The sequence below is a fragment of the Streptomyces sp. NPDC104096 genome, assembly GCF_055584385.1.
Genome location: NZ_JBVJMD010000007.1, coordinates 123368 through 146337 on the forward strand (window position 1 = coordinate 123368; position 22970 = coordinate 146337).

Sequence of the window (22970 nt, forward strand, 5' to 3'; positions counted from 1 at the left end):
ACGTCTCACTTGCCCTCGACGGGCCGGCACCCCGGATCGTCCACACACCAGATGGTCCTGGTGACGGTCACCGTGGCGGTCGGGCCGCCCCGCTGTCCGCCCGAACCTCCGCCCGAACCCCCGCCGACGGGCGAGGGGGTGGCGTCGCAGTCGCCGAGGCCGCTCACGTGGAACCGCACCTTGCCGCCCACCTTGGCGGTGAGGTCGCCGCGCACACAGGCGCCGTCCACGGCCCGGGTGACCTTCCCGGTGACGGTGATGTCCCTGCCGTCGTCCGTCCTGCCCCGGCAGTCGACGGTGGCGACGGTGCTCGCGCTCGCCGTGGCCGCCTTGTCGCCGAACGCGGCCGTGCAGGTGAGCCAGCGCACGTCCACCCGCTGCCGCTCGAGCTCCTTCGTCGCGGTCTGGTCGGTGGTGTACGCCACCGAGGCGGAACTCAGCCCGCCCGGATCGCACGCCACGGCGCCCGCGCCGACGACCACCGCGCACCACGCCACGGCCATCGCCCGCGACCCGCGCGGGCGGTCCCAAATCCACCTCAATGCCCCCATGGACGGCAGCGTGCCACTCCTGGGCGTGGGGCGGTAGACCTCATACGGTCACGATGGGGCCTGCGGGGGCCGCGAAGGGGGCGTACCGGGGTCACCGCACAGGGCGCGGGGGGAGCGCGCGGGAACCGGGTCGGCCGCGCGGCGACAGCCGCTCCTACGGCCCCCGCGTCGCCCCCGGCCGCGGCCGGGGGCCGAGGACGTCGGCGTAGCACCGGTGGCGGGCGAAGTCGGTGACGAGCGGCCGTATCCGGGCGAGTTCCACGGCGTCCTCCCCGCGGTCAGGACCAGCGGCCGGTGCGGCCGAGCAGCAGGGCCGCGGCCGCGGTGCCCGCGGTCGAGGTGCGCAGCACGCTGGGGCCGAGCCGGTAGGGGCGCGCCCCGGCCTGCTCGAACAGCGCCAACTCCTCGGGGGAGACGCCGCCTTCCGGGCCGACCACGAGCACGATCTCGCCCTCGGTGGGCAGTTCGGCGGCGGCCAGCGGCGCGTCACCGCTCTCGTGGAGCACGGCGGCGAAGTCGGCGGCCGCCAGCAGCGCGCCGAGCTGCCGGGTCGTCGCCGCGTCCGCGACCTCGGGGAACCGCACCCGCCGGGACTGCTTGCCGGCCTCGCGGGCGGTGGCCCGCCACTTGCCGAGCGCCTTCAGTCCGCGCTCGCCCTTCCACTGGGTGATGCAGCGGGAGGCCGCCCACGGCACGATCGCGTCGACGCCGACCTCGGTCATGGTCTCGACGGCGACCTCGCCCCGGTCGCCCTTGGGCAGTGCCTGCACGACGGTGATACGGGGGGTGGGCGCCGGCTCCTCGTGCACCTCGCGCAGGTCGACGACCAGCCGGTCCTTGCCCTCGGCGGCGGCCACCTCGCCCTCGGCCCAGCGTCCGGCGCCGTCGGTGAGGACGACCGTCTCGCCCGCCCGCAGCCGCTTCACGGACACCGCGTGGCGTCCCTCGGGTCCGTCGAGGACGTACTGTCCGGCGGCGTCGGCGCGGACGTCCTCGACGACGAAGACCGGAGCGGTCATCGGACCTCACCACCCTGCGACAAGGCGGCCCGGGCCGCGTCCAGTTCGGCGGACAGCACCTCGACCAGCCGCCCGGCGGGCAGCTCGCGGGCCATCCGGTGGCCCTGGCCCGCCCACAGCCCCATGCCCTGCGCGTCGGCGGCCCGGGCGGCGGCCTTGCGCAGCGGCGCGGTGAGGTGGTGGATCTCGGGATACGCGGCGGGCGCGTACGGTCCGTGCTCGCGCAGGAAGCGGTTGACCAGACCGCGGGCCGGCCGCCCGGAGAACGCGCGGGTCAGCTCCGTGCGGACGAACAGCGGATCGGTGAGCGCCCGCTTGTGCACGGTGTGCGCGCCGGACTCGGCGGTGGCCAGGAAGGCCGTGCCGAGCTGGGCCGCTTCGGCGCCGGCCGCCAGCACGGCGGCGATCTGGCTGCCGCGCATGATGCCGCCGGCGGCCACCAGCGGCAGGCCCACGCTCTCGCGGACCTGCGCGAGCAGGGCGAGCAGTCCGATGCCGCAGCCGTCGTTCTCCTGGAGGTCGCGGTGGGTGCCCTGGTGTCCGCCCGCCTCCACGCCCTGCACGATCACCGCGTCGGCGCCCGCCCGCTCCACGGCGAGGGCCTCCTCGACGGTGGTCGCGGTGACCAGCGTGCGGGTGCCGACCCGGCGCAGGGCGTCCAGCGTGTCCCGGCCCGGCACCCCGAAGTGGAACGACACCACGGGCACCGGGTTCGCCAGCAGCACCGCGAGCTTGGCTTCGTAGCCGTCGTCGCGCCCGCTGTCCGGGTCGCCGAGCTCCGCGTCGTACCAGGCGGCCTCGCCGGCCAGCTGGTGCGCGTACACCTCGACGGCGCCGGTCTCCGCGTATTCCGGCTGCGGCATGAACACGTTCACGCCGAAGGGGCGGGCCGTCAGGCTCCGCAGCTGTTTGATCTCCTGGTACATGCCGTCGGCCGTCTTGTACCCGGCGGCCAGGAAGCCGAGACCGCCCGCCTCGCAGACGGCGGCGGCGAGCTTCGGCACGGAGACACCGCCCGCCATGGGGGCCTGCACGATCGGATGCGCGCAGAGATCGGTCAGTGCGGAGGACATGTCGGCATGTTGTCACGTCCCTCGAACAAGTCCGAATCGGGCCGGGCGCGGGCCGCGCGCGGGAGCGGACGCGCGGCACGGGCCGCGACCGGGAGCGGACGCGCGGCACGGGCCGCGACCGGGAGCGGACGCGCGGCACGGACGAAGGGCCCGGGGGCGGCTGCCCCCGGGCCCTTCATGTCCTCGTCCGCTCGGCTCAGCGGCCGTTGAACGCGTCCTTCAGCCGCGAGAACAGCCCCTGCTGACCCGGCTGGAACTGCCCCGTCGGACGCTCCTCGCCGCGCAGCTTGGCCAGTTCGCGCAGCAGGCGCTCCTGCTCGGGGTCGAGCTTGTTCGGGGTCTGGACCTCGACATGCACGATGAGGTCGCCCCGGCCGCCGCCGCGCAGGTGGGTGACGCCACGGCCGTGCAGCGGGATCGACTGGCCGGACTGGGTGCCGGGCCGGATGTCGACCTCCTCCATGCCGTCCAGCGTCTCCAGCGGCACCTTCGTGCCGAGGGCCGCCGCCGTCATCGGGATCGTGACCGTGCAGTGCAGGTCGTCGCCGCGCCGCTGGAAGGTGGAGTGCGGCAGCTCGTGGATCTCGACGTAGAGGTCACCGGCCGGACCGCCGCCGGGACCGACCTCGCCCTCGCCGGCCAGCTGGATCCGCGTTCCGTTGTCGACACCGGCCGGGATCTTCACCGTCAGCGTCCGGCGGGAGCGCACCCGGCCGTCGCCCGCGCACTCGTGGCACGGGTTGAGCACGACGGTTCCGAAGCCCTGGCACTGGGGGCAGGGCCGGGACGTCATGACCTGGCCGAGGAAGGACCGCGTGACCTGCGAGACCTCACCGCGACCGCGGCACATGTCGCAGGTCTGGGGGGTCGTGCCCGGCGCCGCGCCCTCACCGTTGCAGGTGGTGCAGACGATCGCCGTGTCGACCTGGATGTCCTTCGTGGTGCCGAAGGCCGCCTCGTCCAGCTCGATCTCCAGCCGGATCATGGCGTCCTGGCCCCGGCGGGTGCGCGAGCGCGGACCGCGCTGCGACGCCGTGCCGAAGAACGCGTCCATGATGTCGGAGAAGTTGCCGAAGCCGCCCGCGCCGAAGCCGCCCGCGGCACCGGCTCCGCCGGACTGCGAGAGCGGGTCGCCGCCGAGGTCGTAGACCTGCTTCTTCTGCGGGTCCGACAGCACCTCGTAAGCGGCGTTGATCTCCTTGAACCGCTCCTGGGTCTTCGGATCCGGGTTCACGTCCGGATGCAGCTCGCGCGCGAGCCGCCGGAAGGCCTTCTTGATCTCTTCCTGCGACGCGTCGCGGCGCACGCCGAGAACGGCGTAGTAGTCCGTGGCCACTCAGGACTCCGCCAGGATCTGTCCGACGTACCGTGCCACTGCGCGTACCGCTCCCATCGTTCCCGGGTAATCCATACGAGTCGGTCCGACCACACCGAGCTTGGCGACCGCCTCGTTGCCCGAACCGTAGCCGACCGAGACCACCGAAGTGGAGTTGAGTCCCTCATAGGCGTTCTCATGACCGATCCGCACCGTCATGCCCGAATCACCGGCCTCACCAAGCAACTTGAGCAGCACGACGTGCTCCTCCAGCGCCTCGAGGACCGGGCGGATCGTGAGAGGGAAGTCATGTCCGAAGCGGGTCAGATTGGCGGTGCCGCCGATCATCAGCCGCTCCTCGTTCTCCTCGACGAGCGTCTCCAGCAGGGTGGAGAGCACCGTCGAGACCGTGCCGCGGTCGTCCGCCTCGAACGCCTCCGGCAGATCCTCCACGAGCCGCGGCACGTCCGCGAACCGGCGGCCCGCGACCCGGCTGTTCAGCCGTGCCCGCAGATCCGCCAGGGAGGTCTCGCCGAACGGCGCCGCGCAGTCGACCACGCGCTGCTCGACCCGGCCGGTGTCGGTGATCAGCACCAGCATCACCCGCGCGGGCGCCAGCGACAGCAGCTCCACGTGCCGCACGGTCGACCGGGTCAGCGACGGGTACTGCACGACGGCGACCTGCCGGGTCAGCTGCGCGAGCAGCCGCACGGTACGGGCCACCACGTCGTCGAGGTCCACGGCCCCGTCGAGGAAGCTCTGGATCGCGCGCCGCTCGGGTGCCGTCATCGGTTTGACGCCCGCGAGCTTGTCGACGAACAGCCGGTAGCCCTTGTCGGTGGGGATCCGCCCCGCACTGGTGTGCGGCTGGGCGATGAACCCCTCGTCCTCCAGGGCCGCCATGTCGTTGCGCACCGTCGCCGGGGACACGCCGAGGTTGTGCCGCTCGGTCAGCGCCTTGGAGCCCACCGGCTCCTCGGTGCCGACGTAGTCCTGGACGATGGCGCGCAGCACCTGAAGCCTGCGTTCGCTCAGCATCTCGCGCACACCTCCAGACTGTCGTCCCCTGATGCCTGCCGCCTGGCACTCTGCGCGCGCGAGTGCCAACGGTCCCCGGGTCAGTGTACGGCCGTGGGGTACACCCCGGGCAAGGCTGGGCCTGCGACGTCGTGCCGGGCCCGCTTCCACCGATAGCGTCGCGGCATGTCGGTGACTTGGGAAGAGCTGGGGTGGGAGCGGTTGGCGGAGGGGGTCGGGCGGTGCCGGCTGCCGGTGTGGGACTGCACGGTGGGGCTGGTCGTGGGGGCCGGATCCGCACTGTTGATCGACGCCGGGTCGAGCCTGGCGGAGGGCGCCCGGCTGCGCGGGCAGGCGGAGGCGATCGCCGGCTGCCGGGTGCGTCTGCTCGCCCTCACCCACCCCCACTTCGACCATGTCTTCGGGGCGGCGGCGTTCGCGGGCGCGACCGTACTGGTGGCGGCCGGAGAAGGCGCGCCGCCCGGGGCGGTCACCCCGGGCGACGGGGGCGGGAACGAGCGCGGGGACGGGCGCGGGCGCGAGGACCGGCCCGGAGGCGGAGTCGGGGACGGGGGCGGGGGCGGGGACTTCTTCGGGGCGGACCGCGCCGGGATGTGTGCGGACGCGGTGCGCAACGGCCTCGACCGCCGGGCCGCGGAGGAGGCCGCCGACGCCCTCGTGCGCCCCCACCGGGCCGTGCGCGGCACCCTGGCCCTGGAGCCGGCCGGCGGCCCGCGGATCCGGCTGGTGGACGTGGGCCCCGGGCACACCGCCCGGGACCTCGCGGTGGTGGTGGCGGCCGACCCGGTGGTGGTGTTCTGCGGCGACCTGGTCGAGGAGTCCGGCGAACCCCAGGCCGGGCCCGACGCCGTGCCGTCGCGCTGGCCCGCCGCCCTGGACCGGCTGCTGGAACTGGGCGGCGAGGACGCGTCGTACGTGCCCGGTCACGGAGCGGTGGTGGACGCGCGCTTCGTCCGCGCCCAGCGGGACGCGCTGGCGCGGCGCTTCGGCGTGTCGTGAGACCGGGCCGACGGGTTCTCCTATCGTCGTCCGAATGCGCTCGTACTCGCCCGACCTGACGCCGCCGTGGAAGAAGACCGGACCCGTACCGGAGGTCCCCGCCGAACCCGGTCTCGTGGTCGAGGAGCCGGGAACCGGGTTCTGCGGCGCGGTGATCCGCTGCGAGGCGGGCACGGTGACGCTGGAGGACCGGTTCGGCAAGCACCGGGTGTTCCCGCTGGAGCCGCGGGGCTTCCTCCTGGAGGGCGCCGTGGTGACGCTGGTCCGGCCGTCCGCGGGCGGCCCGGCACGGCCCGCCCGTACGGCGTCCGGCTCGGTCGCCGTGCCCGGCGCACGCGCCCGGGTGGCCCGCGCCGGGCGGATCTACGTGGAGGGCCGGCACGACGCCGAGCTGGTCGAGAAGGTGTGGGGCGACGACCTGCGCATCGAGGGCGTGGTCGTGGAGTACCTGGAGGGGGTCGACGACCTGCCGGCGATCGTCGCCGACTTCTCCCCCGGCCCGGACGCCCGCCTCGGCGTCCTGGTGGACCATCTGGTGCCGGGCTCCAAGGAGTCCCGGATCGCCGCGTCGGTGACGAGCGAGCACGCCCTGGTGGTGGGGCACCCGTACATCGACGTCTGGGAGGCGGTGAAACCGTCGTCCCTGGGCATCCCGGCGTGGCCGCGGGTCCCGCGCGGCCAGGACTGGAAGACGGGCGTGTGCCGGGCCCTGGGCTGGCCCGCGGACAACACGGGCGCGGTGTGGCAGGCGATCCTCGCGCGCGTGGGCTCCTACAAGGACCTGGAACCCGAGCTGCTGGGATGTGTCGAGCGTCTCATCGACCACGTGACCGTGCCCTGAGGTCGACCACGTGACCGTGCCCCGAAAGCGTGCCGAGCCGCTGATCCGCCGGGACCGGTGGACCGCTCTCCGCCCGCGCGGAGGCGGTCCGCCGATCGGTTCCGTCCACCGGGCCGGGCGGCTCGTGCCCCCCCCCCCGCCGTCGCGGGGGTGGCCCTTCAGTCCACCAGGTCCCGCACCACCGCGTCCGCCAGCAACCGCCCCCGCAGCGTCAGCACGGCCCGCCCGTCGTCGTACGCCTCCCGCGCCAGCAGCCCGTCCGACAGCGCCCGGCGCGACGCCTTGAGCCCCTCCTCCTTCAGAAGCCCCAGCGGCACCCCCTCCCGCAGCCGGAGCTCCAGCAGGATCCGCTCCACCCGCCGGTCCTCGTCCGCCAGGACCTCGCGTCCGGCTCCCGGCGAGCGGCCGGACGCCAGCGCCGCCGCGTACGCCCCCGGGTGCTTGACGTTCCACCAGCGCACCCCGCCCACGTGCGAGTGCGCCCCCGGCCCGGCGCCCCACCAGTCGGCGCCGCGCCAGTACAGCTCGTTGTGCAGGCAGCGGGCCGCCTGCGAGGTCGCCCAGTTGGAGACCTCGTACCAGTCGAAGCCCGCCGCCGACAGCGTCTCCTCGGCGATCAGGTAGCGGTCCGCGTGGACGTCGTCGTCCGTCATCGGCACCTCGCCGCGCCGGATCCTGCGGGCGAGCTGCGTGCCCTCCTCGACGATCAGGGCGTACGCGCTGACGTGGTCGGGGCCGGCGCCCAGCGCCGCGTCCAGCGACGCCCGCCAGTCGTCGTCCGACTCGCCGGGCGTGCCGTAGATCAGGTCCAGGTTGACGTGCTCGAAGCCCGCCGCGCGCGCCTCCGCGACGCACGCCTCGGGCCGTCCCGGGGTGTGCGTGCGGTCCAGGACCTTCAGCACGTGCTGCCGCGCGCTCTGCATGCCGAAGGAGATCCGGTTGAAGCCGCCCTCGCGGAGCGTGGCGAGGTAGGCGGGGTCCACCGACTCCGGGTTCGCCTCCGTGGTGACCTCCGCGTCCGCCGCCAGCCCGAACTCGTCGCGGATCGCGCCCAGCATCCGTACGAGATCGTCCGCGGCCAGCAGGGTGGGCGTGCCGCCGCCGACGAACACCGTACGGACCTCGCGCGGGTCGTCGCCGAGGACCTTGCGGGCGAGGCGGATCTCGTCGATCAGGGTCTCGGCGTAGTTGTCGCGGGAGGCGAGGACGCCGCCGGTGCCGCGCAGTTCGGTCGCCGTGTAGGTGTTGAAGTCGCAGTAGCCGCAGCGGGTCGCGCAGTACGGGACGTGCAGGTAGAACCCGAGGGGGCGGTCGGCGGCCCCGGCGAGCGCGGGCGCGGGCAGCGCGCCGTCGTCGGGGACGGGCTCGCCGTCGGGGAGTGCGGAAGGCATGTGCTCCATTGTCCCGCACGCGCGCAGGGCCCCGGGGCCGGTCGCCCCGGGGCCGGTCCGGGGCTATTCCGCCTGGAGCACCAGCAGCGCCAGGTCGTCCTCGGGCGGGTGCCCGCCGAACTCGTGCACCAGCCCTATGATGCGCTCCGCGATCAGCTCGGCGTCCAGCCCCGCGCAGCCTGCCAGCGCGACCGCGAGGCCGTCGCCGTCGTCGAACTGCCGGGAGCCGGAGCGCCGCTCGGTCACCCCGTCGGTGACGCACAGCAGGCTGTCGCCGGGGAGCAGCTCGAACGTTTCGCTGGTGTAGGTCTCGTCCTCGACGACGCCGAGGAGGGTCTGCGGCCGGGCGACCGTACGGACGTCGCCGTCCGGCCCGAGGAGCAGCGGCAGCGGATGTCCGGCGGAGGCGAGGGTGCAGCTCAGGCCGCCGTCGAAGGGGGCGAGCTCGCCGTAGAGGAGCGAGAGGAACCGGGTCTGCGGGCCGTCGCCGGGGGCGGTGGGGCCGACGAGGGCACGGGCGGAGGCGTCCGCGGCCTCGGTGGCGTCGTCGAGGAGGAGCTGGTTGAGGCGGTCCAGGACGTCGGCGACGCGATAGCCCTCGCGGGCCAGCAGCCGCAGCCAGGGCCGGGCCAGGCCGATCACCACGGCCGCCTCGGGACCCTTGCCCTGGACGTCGCCGACGGCGAAGCACCAGCGGCCGTCGCCGGCCGGGAAGAGGTCGTAGAAGTCGCCGCTCGGTCCGCCCTTGTCCCGGGGCTCGTAGACGAGGGCGCTGCGCACCCCGGGGATCTCCGCGACGGCGCCGGGCAGCAGCCCGCGCTGGAGCACGGCGCTGATGGTGGCCTGGCGGGCGTACTGGCGGGCGGCGCCGATGGCCAGCGCCACCCGGCGGCTGAGGTCCTCGACCAGCCCGGTGACCTCGTCGGGGAAGCGGGCGAGTCCGGCCCGGCCGATGACCAGGGTGCCCAGCGGGCGGCCGCCCGCGACGAGACGGTAGGCGAGCGCCGTCCCGTACGACCCGTCGGCCCCGTGCGCCCCGCCGGATCCGTACGACCCACCGATCCCGTGCGAATCGCTGGATCCGTACGACCCACCGATCCCGTGCGAATCGCTGGATCCGTGCGAATCACCGGGTCCGTACGAGTCGCCGGATCCGTGGGTGCCGTCCACGGACCAGGCCACGGCGGGCCAGGGGAACGGGACCGGGCCGGCGGCGATCCCCTCCGACGGCCGGGGCGGGTCCTTCTCCAGGGCCCTGCGCAGCTCCTCGATGACGTTCTCGCTGCCGTGCCAGACCCGGGCCAGCCGTGGTCCGGTGCCCCCCGCCGGATCGCCGGACCAGCCGCCGCGGCCGGTGGCCTCGTCCTCCAGCCACACCGCGCACCAGTCGGCCAGCCGCGGCACCAGCAGCTGGCCGGTGAGCGCGGCGACCAGGTCCTCGTCGAGCTGGCCGGCGAGCAGGTCGGAGGCCTCGGCGAGGAAGGTCAGGGCGCCGCGGCCCAGCCAGTCCCCGTCCCGCTCGGCCCGCTGCGGCTCGGGGGCGAAAATCTCGGCCACGCCGAGGGCGTACCCCGGGGCGCACGCGTCGTCGTCCGTCTCGGTGCCGTCGGGGGGCTCGAAGGGCAGCCGCGCCCACACCGTCTTGGCGCCCCTGCGATAGGTGACGCCCCAGGCCTCGGCGAGCGTGGCGACCAGGCGCAGACCGCGCCCGTACTCCGGGATCTCGTACGCCGGTTCGGCGCCGCCGTCGCGCGGGGCGCGTGAGGGGTGCTGGTCGGAGACCTCCACGACGACCGCGCCCGCCGGCTCCTCCAGACGGCACACGAGCTCGACGGCCGTACCGGCGTGGACGACGGCGTTGGTGACGAGTTCGCTGACGACCAGCAGCACGTCGTCGGCCAGCCGACCGGTGCGCAGGGCGGCGCGGAGCCCGGCTCGGGCGTCGTGCCGGGGTTCGGTGTTGCGGCCGGTGCCGGGGTCGGTACCGGGCTGCCCCTGATCCGCCCAGTCGACGAGCGCGGCGCGCACGAGTGCGCGGGCGGAGCCGGGCGCGAGGGGGCTCCCGGCCAGGGTCGCGCGCACCTGCGCGCGCTCCGGCGCGCAGGCGTCGGAGGCACCGGAAGCATCGGAGGCAAGGGGAGGGTTCTCCCGTTGCGTCGGAATGGCCCCCATGGGCGGCTCCCGAACGGTTCGGACGAATTGGGCCTCGGTCGTTGCCGACAGCGTGACAGACCGAGCGCGCCCATAAGCGCCGAGTTACCGAAGTGGGCCGCCATGAGTGAGAACCGTGCTACGCGTGTGCTCGAAGACGGCCAGAAACCTGACCGACTCCGAGCATCCGGACATCACATGTCGCCCACCACGCGGGACCGGGCCCCTGCCTACGCCTCGCGCGAGCCCGCGTACATCTCGTCGATCAGGTGCTTGTACTCGCGCTCCACCACCGGCCGCTTCAGCTTCAGGCTCGGCGTGATCTCGCCGTGCTCCACGTCGAGGTCGCGCGGCAGCAGCCGGAACTTCTTGATGGTCTGCCAGCGCTGGAGGCCCTCGTTGAGCTGCTTGACGTACCCCTCGACCATGGCGACCGTCGCCGGCGCGGCGACGACGTCGGCGTACGGCTTGTCCGCCAGCCCGTTCTCCTTCGCCCAGTCCAGGATCGCCGGCTCGTCGAGCGCGATGAGGGCCGTACAGAAGTTACGGTCGGCGCCGTGCACGAGGATGTTGGAGACGTACGGGCACACCGCCTTGAACTGGCCCTCGACCTCGGCCGGCGCGATGTACTTGCCGCCGGACGTTTTGATCAGGTCCTTCTTGCGGTCGGTGATCTTCAGATAGCCGTCGGCCGACAGCTCGCCGATGTCGCCGGTGTGGAACCAGCCGTCCGCCTCCAGCACCTCGGCGGTCTTCTCGGGCAGCCCGTGGTAGCCCTCCATGATGCCGGGGCCGCGCAGCAGGATCTCGCCGTCGTCCGCGATGCGCACCTCGGTGCCGGGCAGCGGCTTGCCGACCGTGCCGGTGCGGTAGGCCTCGCCCGGGTTGACGAAGGAGGCGGCGGAGGACTCGGTGAGGCCGTAGCCCTCCAGGATGTGGATGCCGGCGCCGGCGAAGAAGTAGCCGATCTCGGGAGCGAGGGCGGCGCTGCCCGAGATGCAGGCGCGCAGGTTGCCGCCGAAGGCCTCGCGGATCTTGGCGAAGACGAGCGTGTCGGCGACCTTGTGCTTGGCCGCCAGCCCGAACGGCGCCGTGTGGCCGCCGGTGCGCCGGAAGTTGTCCTGGGTGACCTTGGCGTACTCGCGGGAGACCTCGGCGGCCCACTGGAAGATCTTGTACTTGGCGCCGCCGCCCGCGCGGGCCTTGGCCGCGACCCCGTTGTAGACCTTCTCGAAGATGCGCGGCACGGCCGCCATGTAGGTCGGCTTGACGACCGGAAGGTTCTCGATGATCTTGTCGACACGGCCGTCGACGGCGGTGACGTGCCCGACCTCGATCTGACCGGAGGTGAGCACCTTGCCGAAGACGTGCGCCAGCGGCAGCCACAGGTACTGCACGTCGTCGACGCCGATCAGCCCGGTCCCGGCGATCGCCTTCGCCATGTACGACCAGTTGTCGTGCGGCAGACGCACGCCCTTCGGGCGGCCGGTGGTGCCCGAGGTGTAGATGAGGGTGGCGAGCTGGTCCTTGGTGATCGCCGCGACCCGCTCCTTGATCAGGCCGGGGTGCTTCTCCAGGTAGGCGGCGCCGCGCCGCTCCAGCTCGGCGAGGGTGAGGACCCGGTCGTCGCTCTCGACTCCGGCCGGGTCGATCACCACGACGTGGGTGAGCTCGGCCAGTTCGGCGCGCTTCTCCTGCGCCTTGGCGAGCTGGGCCGCGTCCTCGGCGATCAGTACCCGGCTCTCCGAGTCGGCGAGGATGAACGCCGACTCGTCGGCGTTGGTCTGCGGGTAGACCGTGGTCGTGGCGGCGCCGGCGCACAGGATGCCCAGGTCGGCGAGGATCCACTCGACCCGGGTCGAGGAGGCCAGGGCCACCCGCTGTTCGGGCTGCACGCCGAGTTCGATCAGGCCCGCGGCGATCGCGTAGACCCGCTCGGCGGCCTGCGCCCAGCTGAGCGACTTCCAGTCGTCCGGCCCCTGCCCCGATTCCGCCACCACGGGGTAGCGGTAGGCCTCGGCGTCCGGAGTGGCCGCCACCCGGTCAAGGAAGAGGCCCGCGACGGACGGCGGACGGTTCTCGATCAGTGTCTGTGTGTCGCTCACGACATCCTCCGGGGCCCGCGACGGTGCGGCTGGCTCGGCTGGCCCGGTACGGGCCGGCTCAGTACGGCTGGGTCTGCTCACGAGGTGCTGTCCGAGCGTTGTTTAACTCGCGAGTAACTATCGAGCAGAGATCAGAGTAAGGCGCGACCGCCCCCTGCGTAAGAGGCCGCGGCCTGTCACTTCCTACAGAGAGCGACGGCCCGCACGCACGGGGGCCCGCCGCGCTTTCGCACGACGAGCCCCGATTGCGCCCGTTTCGACGCGGTGCCCACGGGTGACCCGTGGTTACTTCTTGCCCTTGCCCGACCCCGCGCTGTCGTCGCTGGAGAGCACCGCGATGAAGGCCTCCTGCGGAACTTCCACGGAACCCACCATCTTCATGCGCTTCTTGCCCTCCTTCTGCTTCTCCAGCAGCTTCCGCTTCCGGGAGATGTCACCGCCGTAGCACTTGGCGAGGACGTCCTTGCGGATGGCCCGGATGGTCTCGCGGGCGATGACCCGGGAGCCGATGGCGGCCTGGATGGGCACCTCGAAGGCCTGCCGCGGGATGAGCTCGCGCAGCTTGGCGACGAGCCGTACCCCGTACGCGTACGCGGCGTCCTTGTGCGTGATCGCGGAGAACGCGTCCACCTTGTCGCCGTGCAGCAGGATGTCGACCTTGACCAGGCTGGAGGTCTGCTCGCCGGTGGGCTCGTAGTCGAGCGAGGCGTAGCCGCGGGTCTTGGACTTCAGCTGGTCGAAGAAGTCGAAGACGATCTCGGCGAGCGGGAGGGTGTAGCGGATCTCGACCCGGTCCTCGGACAGGTAGTCCATGCCGAGCAGGGTGCCGCGCCGGGTCTGGCACAGCTCCATGATCGAACCGATGAACTCGGAGGGCGCGAGGATCGTGGCGCGCACGACCGGCTCGTACACCTCGTTGATCTTGCCCTCGGGGAACTCGCTCGGGTTGGTGACCGTGTGCTCGCTGCCGTCCTCCATGAGGACGCGGTAGACCACGTTCGGCGCGGTGGCGATGAGGTCGAGCCCGAACTCGCGCTCCAGCCGCTCCCGGATCACGTCCAGGTGCAGCAGCCCGAGGAAGCCGACGCGGAAGCCGAAGCCGAGCGCGGCGGACGTCTCCGGCTCGTAGACCAGCGCGGCGTCGTTGAGCTGGAGCTTGTCGAGGGCGTCACGCAGCTCGGGGTAGTCGGAGCCGTCCAGCGGGTACAGGCCCGAGAAGACCATCGGCTTGGGGTCCTTGTACCCGCCCAGCGCCTCGGTCGCGCCCTTGTGCAGGGTGGTGATGGTGTCACCGACCTTGGACTGGCGGACGTCCTTCACGCCGGTGATGAGATAGCCCACCTCGCCGACGCCCAGGCCGTCGGCCGGCAGCATCTCGGGCGAGTTGGTGCCGATCTCCAGCAGTTCGTGCGTGGCGCCGGTGGACATCATCCGGATCCGCTCACGCTTGTTGAGCTGTCCGTCGATGACACGCACGTACGTCACGACGCCCCGGTAGGAGTCGTACACCGAGTCGAAGATCATCGCGCGGGCGGGCGCGTCGGCGACGCCGACCGGCGCCGGTACCGCCTCGACGACCCGGTTCAGCAGCGCGTCCACGCCGACACCGGTCTTGGCGGAGACCCGCAGCACGTCGTCGGGGTCGCAGCCGACCAGGTTGGCGAGCTCCTCGGCGAACTTCTCGGGCTGCGCGGCAGGCAGGTCGATCTTGTTCAGCACGGGGACGATGGCCAGGTCGTTCTCCATCGCGAGGTACAGGTTCGCGAGGGTCTGCGCCTCGATGCCCTGGGCCGCGTCGACGAGGAGGACGGTTCCCTCGCAGGCCGCCAGCGACCGCGAGACCTCATAGGTGAAGTCGACGTGCCCCGGGGTGTCGATCATGTTGAGGATGTGCGTCGCGCCCTGGTCGGGGCCCGTGGTCGGGGCCCAGGGCAGACGCACCGCCTGGGACTTGATCGTGATGCCGCGCTCGCGCTCGATGTCCATGCGGTCGAGGTACTGGGCGCGCATCTGCCGCTGCTCGACCACACCGGTCAGCTGGAGCATCCGGTCGGCGAGCGTGGACTTGCCGTGGTCGATGTGCGCGATGATGCAGAAATTGCGGATCCGAGCCGGGTCGGTACGGCTCGGCTCGGGCACATGGCTAGGGATCGCGGGCACGCAGGGTCCTGATTCTTGAGGCGTCCGCAGTGTGTGCGGTCTCGGGTCGGATCGTTACGCAGCCTCCATGGTCCCACGCGCGGCGACCGGAAGCCGGTTTGGGCCAGCCGGAGAGCCCCTGGTAACGTGGGGACCTGTGTCTCTTGCCCTCTCAGCACGGGACACACCCCAAGAAAATCACCGGCACGGGACCCGAGCGGCCCCGTGCCAGAACCTGTGAAGGCTCATTCGTGGCGAACATCAAGTCCCAGATCAAGCGGATCAAGACCAACGAGAAGGCGCGACTGCGCAACAAGTCGGTCAAGTCCTCCCTGAAGACCGCGATCCGCAAGGCCCGCGAGGCCGCTGCCGCGGGTGACGTCGAGAAGGCCACCGAGTACCAGCGCGCTGCCGCGCGTCAGCTCGACAAGGCCGTCTCCAAGGGCGTCATCCACAAGAACCAGGCCGCCAACAAGAAGTCGGCGCTGGCTTCCAAGGTCGCCAACCTCAACGGCTGATCCTCTTTCTTGATCTGACCGCCGGAAGGACCCAGAGCGGGCCCTCTCTCATCCGCTCCCGTCCGGCACCCATGGATCTGCGCGCGGCCTGCGTTCGCCACGCGGGCGCGGATCCCCCGGCTTGAACCGAAGGCCCCGGCACCTCGCCCTTCCCCAGGACGAGCACCGGGGCCTTCGGCATGAGCGGAGACGGAGACGGTGGCGCAGGCGGGCACAGAGGCGGGGGCGGGTACAGAGGCCGGGAAGGCGACGGGCGGGCCTGTGGCGCCTCCGCTCCGTTCACCGCTCCGTCCACGCTCCGTCCACGCTCCGGAGCAGCGTCCGGGTTACGCGCGTCCCCGGGACCGCGCCGCCCGTGCGATCGTCACGACCGCCTTCTCCAGGGCGTACTCGGGATCGTCGCCGCCGCCCTTGACCCCGGCGTCGGCCTCGGCCACCGCCCGCAGGGCGACGGCGACCCCGTCCGGCGTCCACCCCCGCATCTGCTGCCGGACCCGGTCGATCTTCCACGGCGGCATCCCGAGCTCCCGCGCCAGATCGGCCGGCCGCCCGCCACGGGCCGAGGACAGTTTCCCGATCGCCCGCACCCCCTGTGCCAGCGCACTCGTGATCAGCACCGGCGCCACCCCCGTCGCGAGCGACCACCGCAGCGCCTCCAGCGCCTCCGCCGCCCGCCCCTCGACCGCCCGGTCCGCGACCGTGAAACTCGACGCCTCGGCCCGCCCGGTGTAGTACCGCCCGACGACGGCCTCGTCGATCGTCCCCTCCACGTCGGCGACCAGTTGGGCCGCCGCGGACGCCAGCTCCCGCAGATCGCTCCCGATGGCCTCGACGAGGGCCTGGCACGCCTCCGGCGTGGCCGACCGCCCCAGCGCGCGGAACTCGCCCCGCACGAACGCCAGCCGGTCCGCGGGCTTCGTCATCTTGGGGCACGCAACCTCCCGCGCCCCCGCCTTGCGCGCGGCGTCCAGCAGCCCCTTGCCCTTGGCCCCGCCCGCGTGCAGCAGCACGAGCGTGATCTCCTCGGCCGGCGCCCCGAGATACGCCTTCACGTCCTTGATCGTGTCGGCGGACAGATCCTGCGCGTTGCGTACGACCACGACCTTGCGCTCCGCGAAGAGCGACGGGCTCGTCAGCTCGGCCAGCGTGCCGGGCTGCAACTGGTCCGAGGTCAGGTCGCGTACGTCCGTGTCGGCGTCGGCGGCCCTCGCGGCGGCCACCACCTCCTGCACGGCGCGGTCGAGCAGGAGGTCCTCCTGGCCCACGGCCAGCGTCACCGGGGCGAGAGGGTCGTCATTCGCAGTCTTCCTTGCCATCCGGACAAGCATGGCACGGCCCACCGACAACGATCCGCGAGTCGGCCGTCGGCCGGCCGTCGGTCGGGCGTCGGCCGGCCGACGAGAGAGCGCCACCGCGGGACCGGGTCCCGGTCCCCGCCGCCGCCCGGGGCCCGGCGTCCCCGGGGTTTCTCGTACCCGGGTTACGGCTCCTCGCGCCAGCCGTCCCACTCCCCCGCGAACGCGTCCAGCTCCCGGGGGTCCAGCCGCCCCTCCGCGTCCTGGATGGCGAGGAGCCACTGCGCGTCCTCGGCATCGTCCTCACCGGCCAGCGCGTCCCGCACCAGCCGTGGCTCCTCGTCGAGCCCGAACCGCTCCCCGAGCGCCTCCACCGCCTCCTCCGCGGCATCACGGTCGGGCAGCACCAGCACATGTCTCACATCGCTCACGGACCCATTCTCCGGCACCGCAACACCCGGCAGCCGCCACCTCCCGTTGCCTGTCCTCGTCAACCGCCCTCCCGTCAACCGTCCTCCCGTCATCCGTCCTCCCGTCATCCGTCCTCGGCGACCCTCAGTTCTCCCTCCTCCTCGGTCACCGCCAACGCCCCGTCCACATCCGTCCGCACCACCACGGCTCCCCCGGCCCGCAGCGCGGCGACCGTACCGGGAGCCGGGTGTCCGTACAGGTTGTCCGCGCCGCAGGAGATGAGGGCCAGCCGCGGCGACACCACCCGTATGAGATCCGGATCCTGATAGGCCGAGCCGTGATGGGCCACCTTGAGCACGTCCACCGCCGCCAGCGCCCCGGCCACCGGCGACCGCAACAGCGCCTGCTGGGCCGGGGGTTCGAGGTCCCCGAGCAGCAGCAGCCGCAGCCCGGCCGACCGCACGAGCAGCGTGACGCTGGCGTCGTTCGGGCCGTCGGGCGCGGGCGCCTGTCGCGGCGGCGGCCACAGCACCTCCCACGAGAGGTCGCCGATGCGGCGCTGTTCCCCGGCGGCGGCCTCGGTGACCGGTACGCCGTGCGCCGCGGCCTGCGTCCGCACGAACTCGGCCTGGTCCGCGGGCTCCGCGAACCCCGTCGTCTCGATCGCGCCCACCGAACGTCCGCGCAGCACGCCCGGCAGTCCCGCCACATGGTCGGCGTGGAAGTGGGTCAGCACGACCAGCGGGATCCTGGTGATACCGAGGGCGCGCAGACACCGGTCGACCGACGCCGCGTCGGGCCCGGCGTCCACGACCACACCGGTGCCCTCCCCCGCCGCCAGCACCGTCGCGTCCCCCTGCCCCACATCGCACACGGCGTACCGCCAGCCCGGCGGTGGCCATCCGCTGATCACCCGGCTCAGCGAGGGCGGCCGCGTCACCACAAGGACGAACAGCACCCCACAGGCCCCGACCAGCCACGGGTTCCTCGGCAGCCGCCGCCCGACCGCCACGACCACCGCCATGACGAGCGCGAGCAGCAGCGCGCCCGCCCAGCTGCCGGGCCAGTCCACTCCCCCGCCGGGCAGCGCGGCCCCGTACCGCGCCACACCCGCGATCCACTCCGCAGGCCAACTCGCGCACCACGCCAGCACCTTGGCCACCGGCATCGCCACCGGCGCGGTCGACAGCGCCGCGAAGCCCAGCACCGTGGCCGGTGCGACCGCGAGCTCGGCGAGCAGGTTGCAGGGCACCGCCACCAGGCTCACCCGCGCTGACAGCACGGCGACCACCGGCGCACACAGCATCTGGGCCGCACCCGCCGCGGACAACGCCTCGGCCAGCCGTGGTGGCACCCCTCGCCGCCGCAGCCCGGCACTCCAGCGCGGCGCCAGCGTGAGCAGCGCGCCGGTGGCCAGCACCGAGAGCAGGAAGCCGTAGCTTCGGGCCAGCCACGGGTCGTACAGCACCAGCAGCAGTACCGCCGTCGCCAGGGCCGGGACGAGGGATCTGCGGCGCCCGGTCACGAGGGCGAGCAGCGCGACCGTGCCGCAGGCCGCCGCCCGCAGCACACTCGGGTCGGGTCGGCACACGACCACGAACGCCACGGTGAGCGCGCCGCCGAACAGTGCCGTCGTACGGAGCGGGATGCCGAGGCGGGGTGCGAGGCCGCGCCGCTCGACCTGCTGGGCGAGGCCGGGCGGCCCGAGGAGCAGGGCCAGGAGGATCGTCAGATTGCTCCCGGACACCGCCAGGATGTGTGCGAGGTCGGTCCTTTTGAAGGCCTCGTCCAGTTCGGGTTCGATGCGCGAGGTGTCCCCGACGACCAGGCCGGGCAGCAGCGCCCGCGCGTCCCCCGGGAGCCCGTCGGTGGCTTGCCTCAGCCCCGCGCGCAGCCGTCCCGCGAACCGCTGCGCCCCCGAGGGGCCCTGTGTCACCTCCGGCGCCGCCCGGTCCCGGACCCGCAGTACGGCAGCGATCCGGTCGCCGCCCGTCGTGGCCGGAGCCAGCCGCCCGGTCACCCGCAGCCGCGTCGAGGGCAGCAGCTCCAGCCAGGGCGAGCCCGCCGGCCCGCCCCGGGGCTCGGACCCGGCCCCGGGCGTACCGACGACCTGCCCTTGCCCTTGCCCTTGCCCTTGCCCTTGCCCTTGCCCTTGCAGATCGTCCCGCGCGTCCGTCCGGCCCGGACCAGGCGGCCCGTCCGAACCGCCACCCCGTCCCGGCCGGGCGCGACCCGCGCGGACGTCGACGATCACCAGGACCGGCGTCCGTGTCGAGACCATCGCCCCGCCCGCCTGCTCCACCCCGCGCACCTCGGCCTCGATCAGCGCGGAGACCGGCGCCGCGCGATCACCTCTGACACGCGGTGCGAAGAGCCTCGGGTCCGAGGTGATCTCGACCTCGGCGGTGACGGTGGCGTACTGCCGTGCCAGCGCCGGCACCGGTCCCCGGCGCAGATCCGCTCCGTGCGGCCCGGCCGAAGCGGCGGCCGCCGCCACACACAGCAGCACGGCGGCGATCGTCGCCCGCGGCCAGGCGCGCGGTCCGCGCTCCCCTCGGCCGGCTGGGTCCGGTCCGGGCCCAGGTCGGCCGACGGTGTCCGGTCCGGGTGCGCGCCGACCGAATCCGGACGACCCGCGGGTCAGCAGGAGCGCGCCGCCCAGGGAGAGGCCCGCCACCACGATGCCGACGACACGCCCCGTCGGTGCGTCCAGTGTCAGCGCGGCCGTCGCCCAGGCCGCGAGGGCCGGCGGTACCAGTCGGAGGTCGGTCGGTCCTTCCTGTCGTGGGTGGGCCGCTCCCAGCCGCTTCCCCGAGTCGGTGTGCACGGATCGGCGGGAGCGGGAGGAGAGGACCGGGGAACGGCGGCGGAGGTCGCCGGTCACGGCCGTACGAGATTTCGCAGATCGGCGAAGCGGCGGTCGCCGATGCCGTTGACGTCGCGCAGTTCGTCCACCGACCGGAAGCCGCCGTGCCGCACGCGGTAGTCGAGGATGTGCCGGGCCAGTACGGGCCCCACGCCGGGCAGGGTGTCGAGCTGTTCCACGGTGGCCGTGTTGAGCGAGACCGGGGCCGCGGACAAGGCGCCGCCGACCGGCCCGCCGACGGAGGTGCCGCCCGTACCGGGCCCGGCCGCCGGGGCCGGTGCCGGACCGCCGACGATCACCTGCTCCCCGTCCACGAGGAACCGGGCGCGGTTGAGGCCGTCGGTACCGGTACCGGGGCGCACCCCACCGGCCGCGCGGAGTGCGTCGACGACGCGCGAACCGGCGGGCAGGCGGTGGATCCCCGGATCACGGACCTTGCCACCGACGTCGACGACGATCTCGGTCCCGGCCGCACCGGTCCCACCCGCGGTCGCGCCCAGACCTGCCGTACCCGCCTGACCCTCCGCACCCTCCGTACCTTGCGCACCCGCCGGGCCCGGGGAGTCGGCCGAAGTGCCCGCCGCGGCCGACCCGCCCGCAGCCCGTACCCCGTACGGCACGGCCGCCCGCACCGTCTCCGGCGCCTGGACGGACCGGGGGCGGCCGGTCCAGAAGTGCTGCGCGGCGAAGCCCGCCGCGACGACGAGCACCACCGTCAGCGCGACCACGTTCCTGCGTTCCAGGCCGCACCGTGTCTGCAACCACACCGGCACGCGCTCCCGCAGAGCCGGTCCGACCCGCTCCCGCCAAGTCCCCCGCGTACGGGCGGAGTCGGAGCCGCCCCCGGTGCCGATCCGACCCGCCGTGGCCCCCATGCCCATCAGGGCCCTCAGGCCCGTCATGACCTTCATGCCCGGAGCCTCGGACCCGGGTTCCGGGTGGGCCTCGGTCACTGCGGCTCGGGCATGCGGCTCCCGCCGACCGAGGTGCGGTCCGCGTGCGCCCACAGGTGTGGGTGCCGGGTCCGGCGGCCCGGTCCCGGGCTCGTGCCGCTCGGCCGTGCGGTCGGCGAAGAGAACCTGTGCACGTCGGCGTAGCTCCTGCGCCGGTGTGTGACGGTGCCGGGAACGGCTGCGGGCCGGGGAACGGCGGTGGCGGGCGCGGACGTCCGAAGCGGGACCGCGGCCGGGACCGCTGGTCGCGGATCCTGTGTGTGAGCGTGATCGAAGTGCCATGCGGCGAGGATCGGACATCCCGGCATTTCGTGTTGATCTTGCTCAAATACCGTGGAAGACCGCCGAACTGTGGATAACTTCGCCCCTCGTACGGGTGAGCCCCGCAGCGCGATCGGACTCCCCGGCCGCACGGTGGGCCGTCACCGGCCGCGCGGCCGGCCCTGCGTCACCGTGCCGACACCACGACGCCGAGCAGTCCCGGCCCCGTGTGCGCGCCGATCACCGCTCCGATCTCGCTCACATGCAGGTCGGCCAGCCCGGGGAGGCGTGTCTGCAGGCGGTCCGCGAGGGCGGTGGCCCGGTCGAGGGCGTCGAGATGGTGGACGGCGATGTCGACGGGGGCGCCGCCGGCCCGGTCGGCCACGATCTCCTCGATGCGGGCGATCGCCTTCGAGGCCGTGCGCACCTTCTCGAGGGGGCCGATCCGGCCGTCCTCCAGTTGCAGCAGCGGCTTCACCGCGAGCGCGGAGCCCAGCAGGGCCTGCGCGGCGCCGATCCGGCCGCCGCGGCGCAGATAGTCGAGGGTGTCGACGTAGAAGTAGGCGGAGGTGCCTGCGGCCCGCTTCTCCGCGGCGGTGACGGCCTCGTCCACGGTGCCGCCCGACTCGGCCGCTCGCGCCGCGGCGAGCGCGCAGAAGCCGAGCGCCATCGCGACCATGCCGGTGTCCACCACACGGACCGGCACCGGCGCCTCGCGCGCCGCGACGACCGCCGCGTCGTACGTCCCGGACAGTTCGGCGGACAGGTGGAGCGAGACGATGTCCGTGGCGCCGGACTCCGCGATCCGGTGGTAGGTCTGCGCGAACTGCTCGGGGCTGGGACGGGAGGTGGTGACCGGGCGCCGCTTCTGGAGCGCCTGGGCGAGGGAGCGGGTGGAGATCTCGGTGCCCTCTTCGAACGCCTGTCCGCCGATGACCACCGTCAGAGGCACCGTGGTGATGCCATGGCGCTCCGTCGTCCGGGGCGGCAGGTAGGCCGTTGAATCGGTGACGATCGCGACATGGCGGGACATGAGCTGGAGGTTACCTGGCGTAGCGCCCAAGCGGCAGTCCGGCCCCTCGCACTCGGACGGGGTACCGCCGGATCAGGTGGTGCTCTCGGGCCGGGGCTTCCTCTGCCAGGGGTAGTCGGGGCGCCGGACCGGTGGGGTGATGGCCGGCTGGACCGGCTCGTCCGCCGGGGCGGACCAGCGGGACCCCGATCCGGTCCGGTCGTCCGCCGGGGCACCGGCCGCCGGCGCCTCGGGCCACGGGGCGGACGTGGGGGTGGGGTCCGCGGTGGTCCAGTGGCGCAGGGCGCCCGCCTCGACGTCGATCTGCGCGCTCAGCGAGTCGAGGTCGTCCTGCGCGAACCGACCGGCCCGGTCGCGGGCCGCCCAGCGCAGGGAGTCCGCGGACTTGGTGATGCGCTCGGTGCGCTCGCGCAGGCCGGGCAGCCGCTCGGCGAGCGTGGCCCGGTCCGGCTCGGACTCCATGCGCTTGAGATCGCGGTCCAGTTCGTACCCGTGGGCGCTGAGGCGCTCGAAGAGGCCGAGGGACTCCTTGAGGGACTCGTCCTCCACCACACCCGTGCGCAGCGCCTCCTGGGTGGCGCGCATCGAGGTGCGCAGCCGGAGCCGGAGCTGGGCGATCTCGCCCGCCGGTCCGGGCTGGGCGAACGACTTGGCCCGCAGCGCGTGGTCCTCGACCGTGCGGCGGGCCTGGTCGATGGTGCGGTCCACACCGCGCTTGGCGGCGCCGACCACCTTCACCGTCGCATAGGCGCCGAGCACCACGAAGAGCAGGAAGAGCAGGGCGAAGACAGTGATCACGGTTGCCACGGTGCTCCTCCTCGGACTGCCGCGGCACGCACCGCGCCGCTCTTCAACGGTAAACGCCACGGGCAGGTACGGAGTTCCGCCAGAACCCCGAACCTGCCCGTAGGGGAGTACCCCGAGCCGGACGACCGGCCCACCTGTACGGCCGACCGGGACGGCCGGCCTCACGGGCGGCCGGGTCTCACGACCGGCCGCCCGGAGGATCCG

The 22970-nt window shown here is 73.5% G+C and carries 18 protein-coding genes; 3 read left to right on the forward strand and 15 right to left on the reverse strand.

Features of this window, described 5'->3' with window-relative positions:
• Nucleotides 1-5 precede the first annotated feature (5 nt).
• The 5 genes from ACZ60B_RS10755 to hrcA all read right to left on the reverse strand — a co-directional run bounded on the left by ACZ60B_RS10755 (nt 6) and on the right by hrcA (nt 4996).
• The gene (locus ACZ60B_RS10755) at nt 6-551 is read right to left on the reverse strand and encodes a hypothetical protein (RefSeq protein WP_469385657.1); all 546 of its coding nucleotides are present in this window, start codon (nt 549-551) and stop codon (nt 6-8) included.
• A 278-nt stretch (nt 552-829) separates the two neighbouring features.
• The gene (locus ACZ60B_RS10760) at nt 830-1570 is read right to left on the reverse strand and encodes a 16S rRNA (uracil(1498)-N(3))-methyltransferase (RefSeq protein WP_469385658.1); all 741 of its coding nucleotides are present in this window, start codon (nt 1568-1570) and stop codon (nt 830-832) included.
• Entirely contained in the window at nt 1567-2643 is a 1077-nt protein-coding gene (locus ACZ60B_RS10765; protein ID WP_469385659.1) for a nitronate monooxygenase, read from the reverse strand. The genes ACZ60B_RS10760 and ACZ60B_RS10765 overlap by 4 nt, the downstream gene beginning before the upstream one ends.
• Before the next feature lie 196 nt (nt 2644-2839).
• Nucleotides 2840-3979 (reverse strand): molecular chaperone DnaJ, encoded by a 1140-nt coding sequence (gene dnaJ, locus ACZ60B_RS10770; protein ID WP_392616428.1) that lies wholly within the window; start codon nt 3977-3979, stop codon nt 2840-2842.
• Nucleotides 3980-4996 (reverse strand): heat-inducible transcriptional repressor HrcA, encoded by a 1017-nt coding sequence (hrcA, locus tag ACZ60B_RS10775; protein ID WP_384722742.1) that lies wholly within the window; start codon nt 4994-4996, stop codon nt 3980-3982.
• A 165-nt stretch (nt 4997-5161) separates the two neighbouring features.
• On the opposite strand from hrcA, the gene ACZ60B_RS10780 reads away from it, so the two are divergent.
• The gene (locus ACZ60B_RS10780) at nt 5162-5995 is read left to right on the forward strand and encodes an MBL fold metallo-hydrolase (protein WP_469385660.1); all 834 of its coding nucleotides are present in this window, start codon (nt 5162-5164) and stop codon (nt 5993-5995) included.
• 34 nt (nt 5996-6029) lie between these two features.
• Nucleotides 6030-6836, forward strand: coding sequence for a DUF3097 domain-containing protein (locus ACZ60B_RS10785; protein WP_469385661.1), 807 nt, complete (start codon nt 6030-6032; stop codon nt 6834-6836).
• Nucleotides 6837-6994: 158 nt separating this feature from the next.
• Here the strand turns inward: ACZ60B_RS10785 and hemW are convergent, their stop codons facing one another.
• The 4 genes from hemW to lepA form a co-directional block, all read right to left on the reverse strand.
• The gene (hemW, locus tag ACZ60B_RS10790; RefSeq protein WP_469385662.1) at nt 6995-8227 is read right to left on the reverse strand and encodes a radical SAM family heme chaperone HemW; all 1233 of its coding nucleotides are present in this window, start codon (nt 8225-8227) and stop codon (nt 6995-6997) included.
• A gap of 63 nt (nt 8228-8290) precedes the next feature.
• Nucleotides 8291-10399, reverse strand: a complete 2109-nt coding sequence (locus ACZ60B_RS10795; RefSeq protein ID WP_469385663.1) for a SpoIIE family protein phosphatase — start codon at nt 10397-10399, stop codon at nt 8291-8293.
• Between the two features lie 209 nt (nt 10400-10608).
• Nucleotides 10609-12483 (reverse strand): AMP-dependent synthetase/ligase, encoded by a 1875-nt coding sequence (locus ACZ60B_RS10800; protein WP_469385664.1) that lies wholly within the window; start codon nt 12481-12483, stop codon nt 10609-10611.
• A gap of 285 nt (nt 12484-12768) precedes the next feature.
• The gene (lepA, locus tag ACZ60B_RS10805; RefSeq protein WP_469385665.1) at nt 12769-14643 is read right to left on the reverse strand and encodes a translation elongation factor 4; all 1875 of its coding nucleotides are present in this window, start codon (nt 14641-14643) and stop codon (nt 12769-12771) included.
• Between the two features lie 230 nt (nt 14644-14873).
• Between lepA and rpsT the strand changes: the two genes are divergently transcribed.
• Nucleotides 14874-15140 carry a 30S ribosomal protein S20 gene (rpsT, locus tag ACZ60B_RS10810; protein ID WP_162469724.1) on the forward strand — a complete coding sequence of 89 codons (267 nt, stop codon included), beginning with the start codon at nt 14874-14876 and terminating at the stop codon, nt 15138-15140.
• Between the two features lie 326 nt (nt 15141-15466).
• Here the strand turns inward: rpsT and holA are convergent, their stop codons facing one another.
• From holA to ACZ60B_RS10840, 6 genes are all read right to left on the reverse strand, one after another.
• Nucleotides 15467-16456, reverse strand: coding sequence for a DNA polymerase III subunit delta (gene holA / locus ACZ60B_RS10815; protein WP_469385666.1), 990 nt, complete (start codon nt 16454-16456; stop codon nt 15467-15469).
• A gap of 164 nt (nt 16457-16620) precedes the next feature.
• Entirely contained in the window at nt 16621-16866 is a 246-nt protein-coding gene (locus ACZ60B_RS10820) for a hypothetical protein (protein ID WP_162469725.1), read from the reverse strand.
• A 104-nt stretch (nt 16867-16970) separates the two neighbouring features.
• Nucleotides 16971-19730, reverse strand: coding sequence for a ComEC/Rec2 family competence protein (locus tag ACZ60B_RS10825; RefSeq protein WP_469385667.1), 2760 nt, complete (start codon nt 19728-19730; stop codon nt 16971-16973).
• Nucleotides 19727-20947 carry a ComEA family DNA-binding protein gene (locus ACZ60B_RS10830; RefSeq protein WP_469385668.1) on the reverse strand — a complete coding sequence of 407 codons (1221 nt, stop codon included), beginning with the start codon at nt 20945-20947 and terminating at the stop codon, nt 19727-19729. Before ACZ60B_RS10830 ends, ACZ60B_RS10825 begins: the two co-directional genes overlap by 4 nt.
• Nucleotides 20948-21113: 166 nt before the next feature.
• Complete coding sequence (locus ACZ60B_RS10835; RefSeq protein ID WP_469385669.1) at nt 21114-21959, reverse strand: DegV family protein; 846 nt, start codon at nt 21957-21959, stop codon at nt 21114-21116.
• 72 nt (nt 21960-22031) lie between these two features.
• The gene (locus tag ACZ60B_RS10840) at nt 22032-22766 is read right to left on the reverse strand and encodes a hypothetical protein (RefSeq protein WP_469385670.1); all 735 of its coding nucleotides are present in this window, start codon (nt 22764-22766) and stop codon (nt 22032-22034) included.
• Nucleotides 22767-22970: the final 204 nt, after the last annotated feature.

What these genes read in the sequence shown, in the direction of transcription:
- ACZ60B_RS10835 (WP_469385669.1), bottom strand. Translation starts at nt 21,959, where the DNA reads ATGTCCCGCCATGTCGCGATCGTCACCGATTCAACGGCCTACCTGCCG.
- hemW (WP_469385662.1), bottom strand. Translation starts at nt 8,227, where the DNA reads ATGCCTTCCGCACTCCCCGACGGCGAGCCCGTCCCCGACGACGGCGCG.
- ACZ60B_RS10780 (WP_469385660.1), top strand. Translation starts at nt 5,162, where the DNA reads ATGTCGGTGACTTGGGAAGAGCTGGGGTGGGAGCGGTTGGCGGAGGGG.
- ACZ60B_RS10760 (WP_469385658.1), bottom strand. Translation starts at nt 1,570, where the DNA reads ATGACCGCTCCGGTCTTCGTCGTCGAGGACGTCCGCGCCGACGCCGCC.
- ACZ60B_RS10755 (WP_469385657.1), bottom strand. Translation starts at nt 551, where the DNA reads ATGGGGGCATTGAGGTGGATTTGGGACCGCCCGCGCGGGTCGCGGGCG.
- hrcA (WP_384722742.1), bottom strand. Translation starts at nt 4,996, where the DNA reads ATGCTGAGCGAACGCAGGCTTCAGGTGCTGCGCGCCATCGTCCAGGAC.
- holA (WP_469385666.1), bottom strand. Translation starts at nt 16,456, where the DNA reads ATGGCAAGGAAGACTGCGAATGACGACCCTCTCGCCCCGGTGACGCTG.
- ACZ60B_RS10765 (WP_469385659.1), bottom strand. Translation starts at nt 2,643, where the DNA reads ATGTCCTCCGCACTGACCGATCTCTGCGCGCATCCGATCGTGCAGGCC.
- ACZ60B_RS10795 (WP_469385663.1), bottom strand. Translation starts at nt 10,399, where the DNA reads ATGGGGGCCATTCCGACGCAACGGGAGAACCCTCCCCTTGCCTCCGAT.
- ACZ60B_RS10785 (WP_469385661.1), top strand. Translation starts at nt 6,030, where the DNA reads ATGCGCTCGTACTCGCCCGACCTGACGCCGCCGTGGAAGAAGACCGGA.
- ACZ60B_RS10830 (WP_469385668.1), bottom strand. Translation starts at nt 20,947, where the DNA reads ATGGCACTTCGATCACGCTCACACACAGGATCCGCGACCAGCGGTCCC.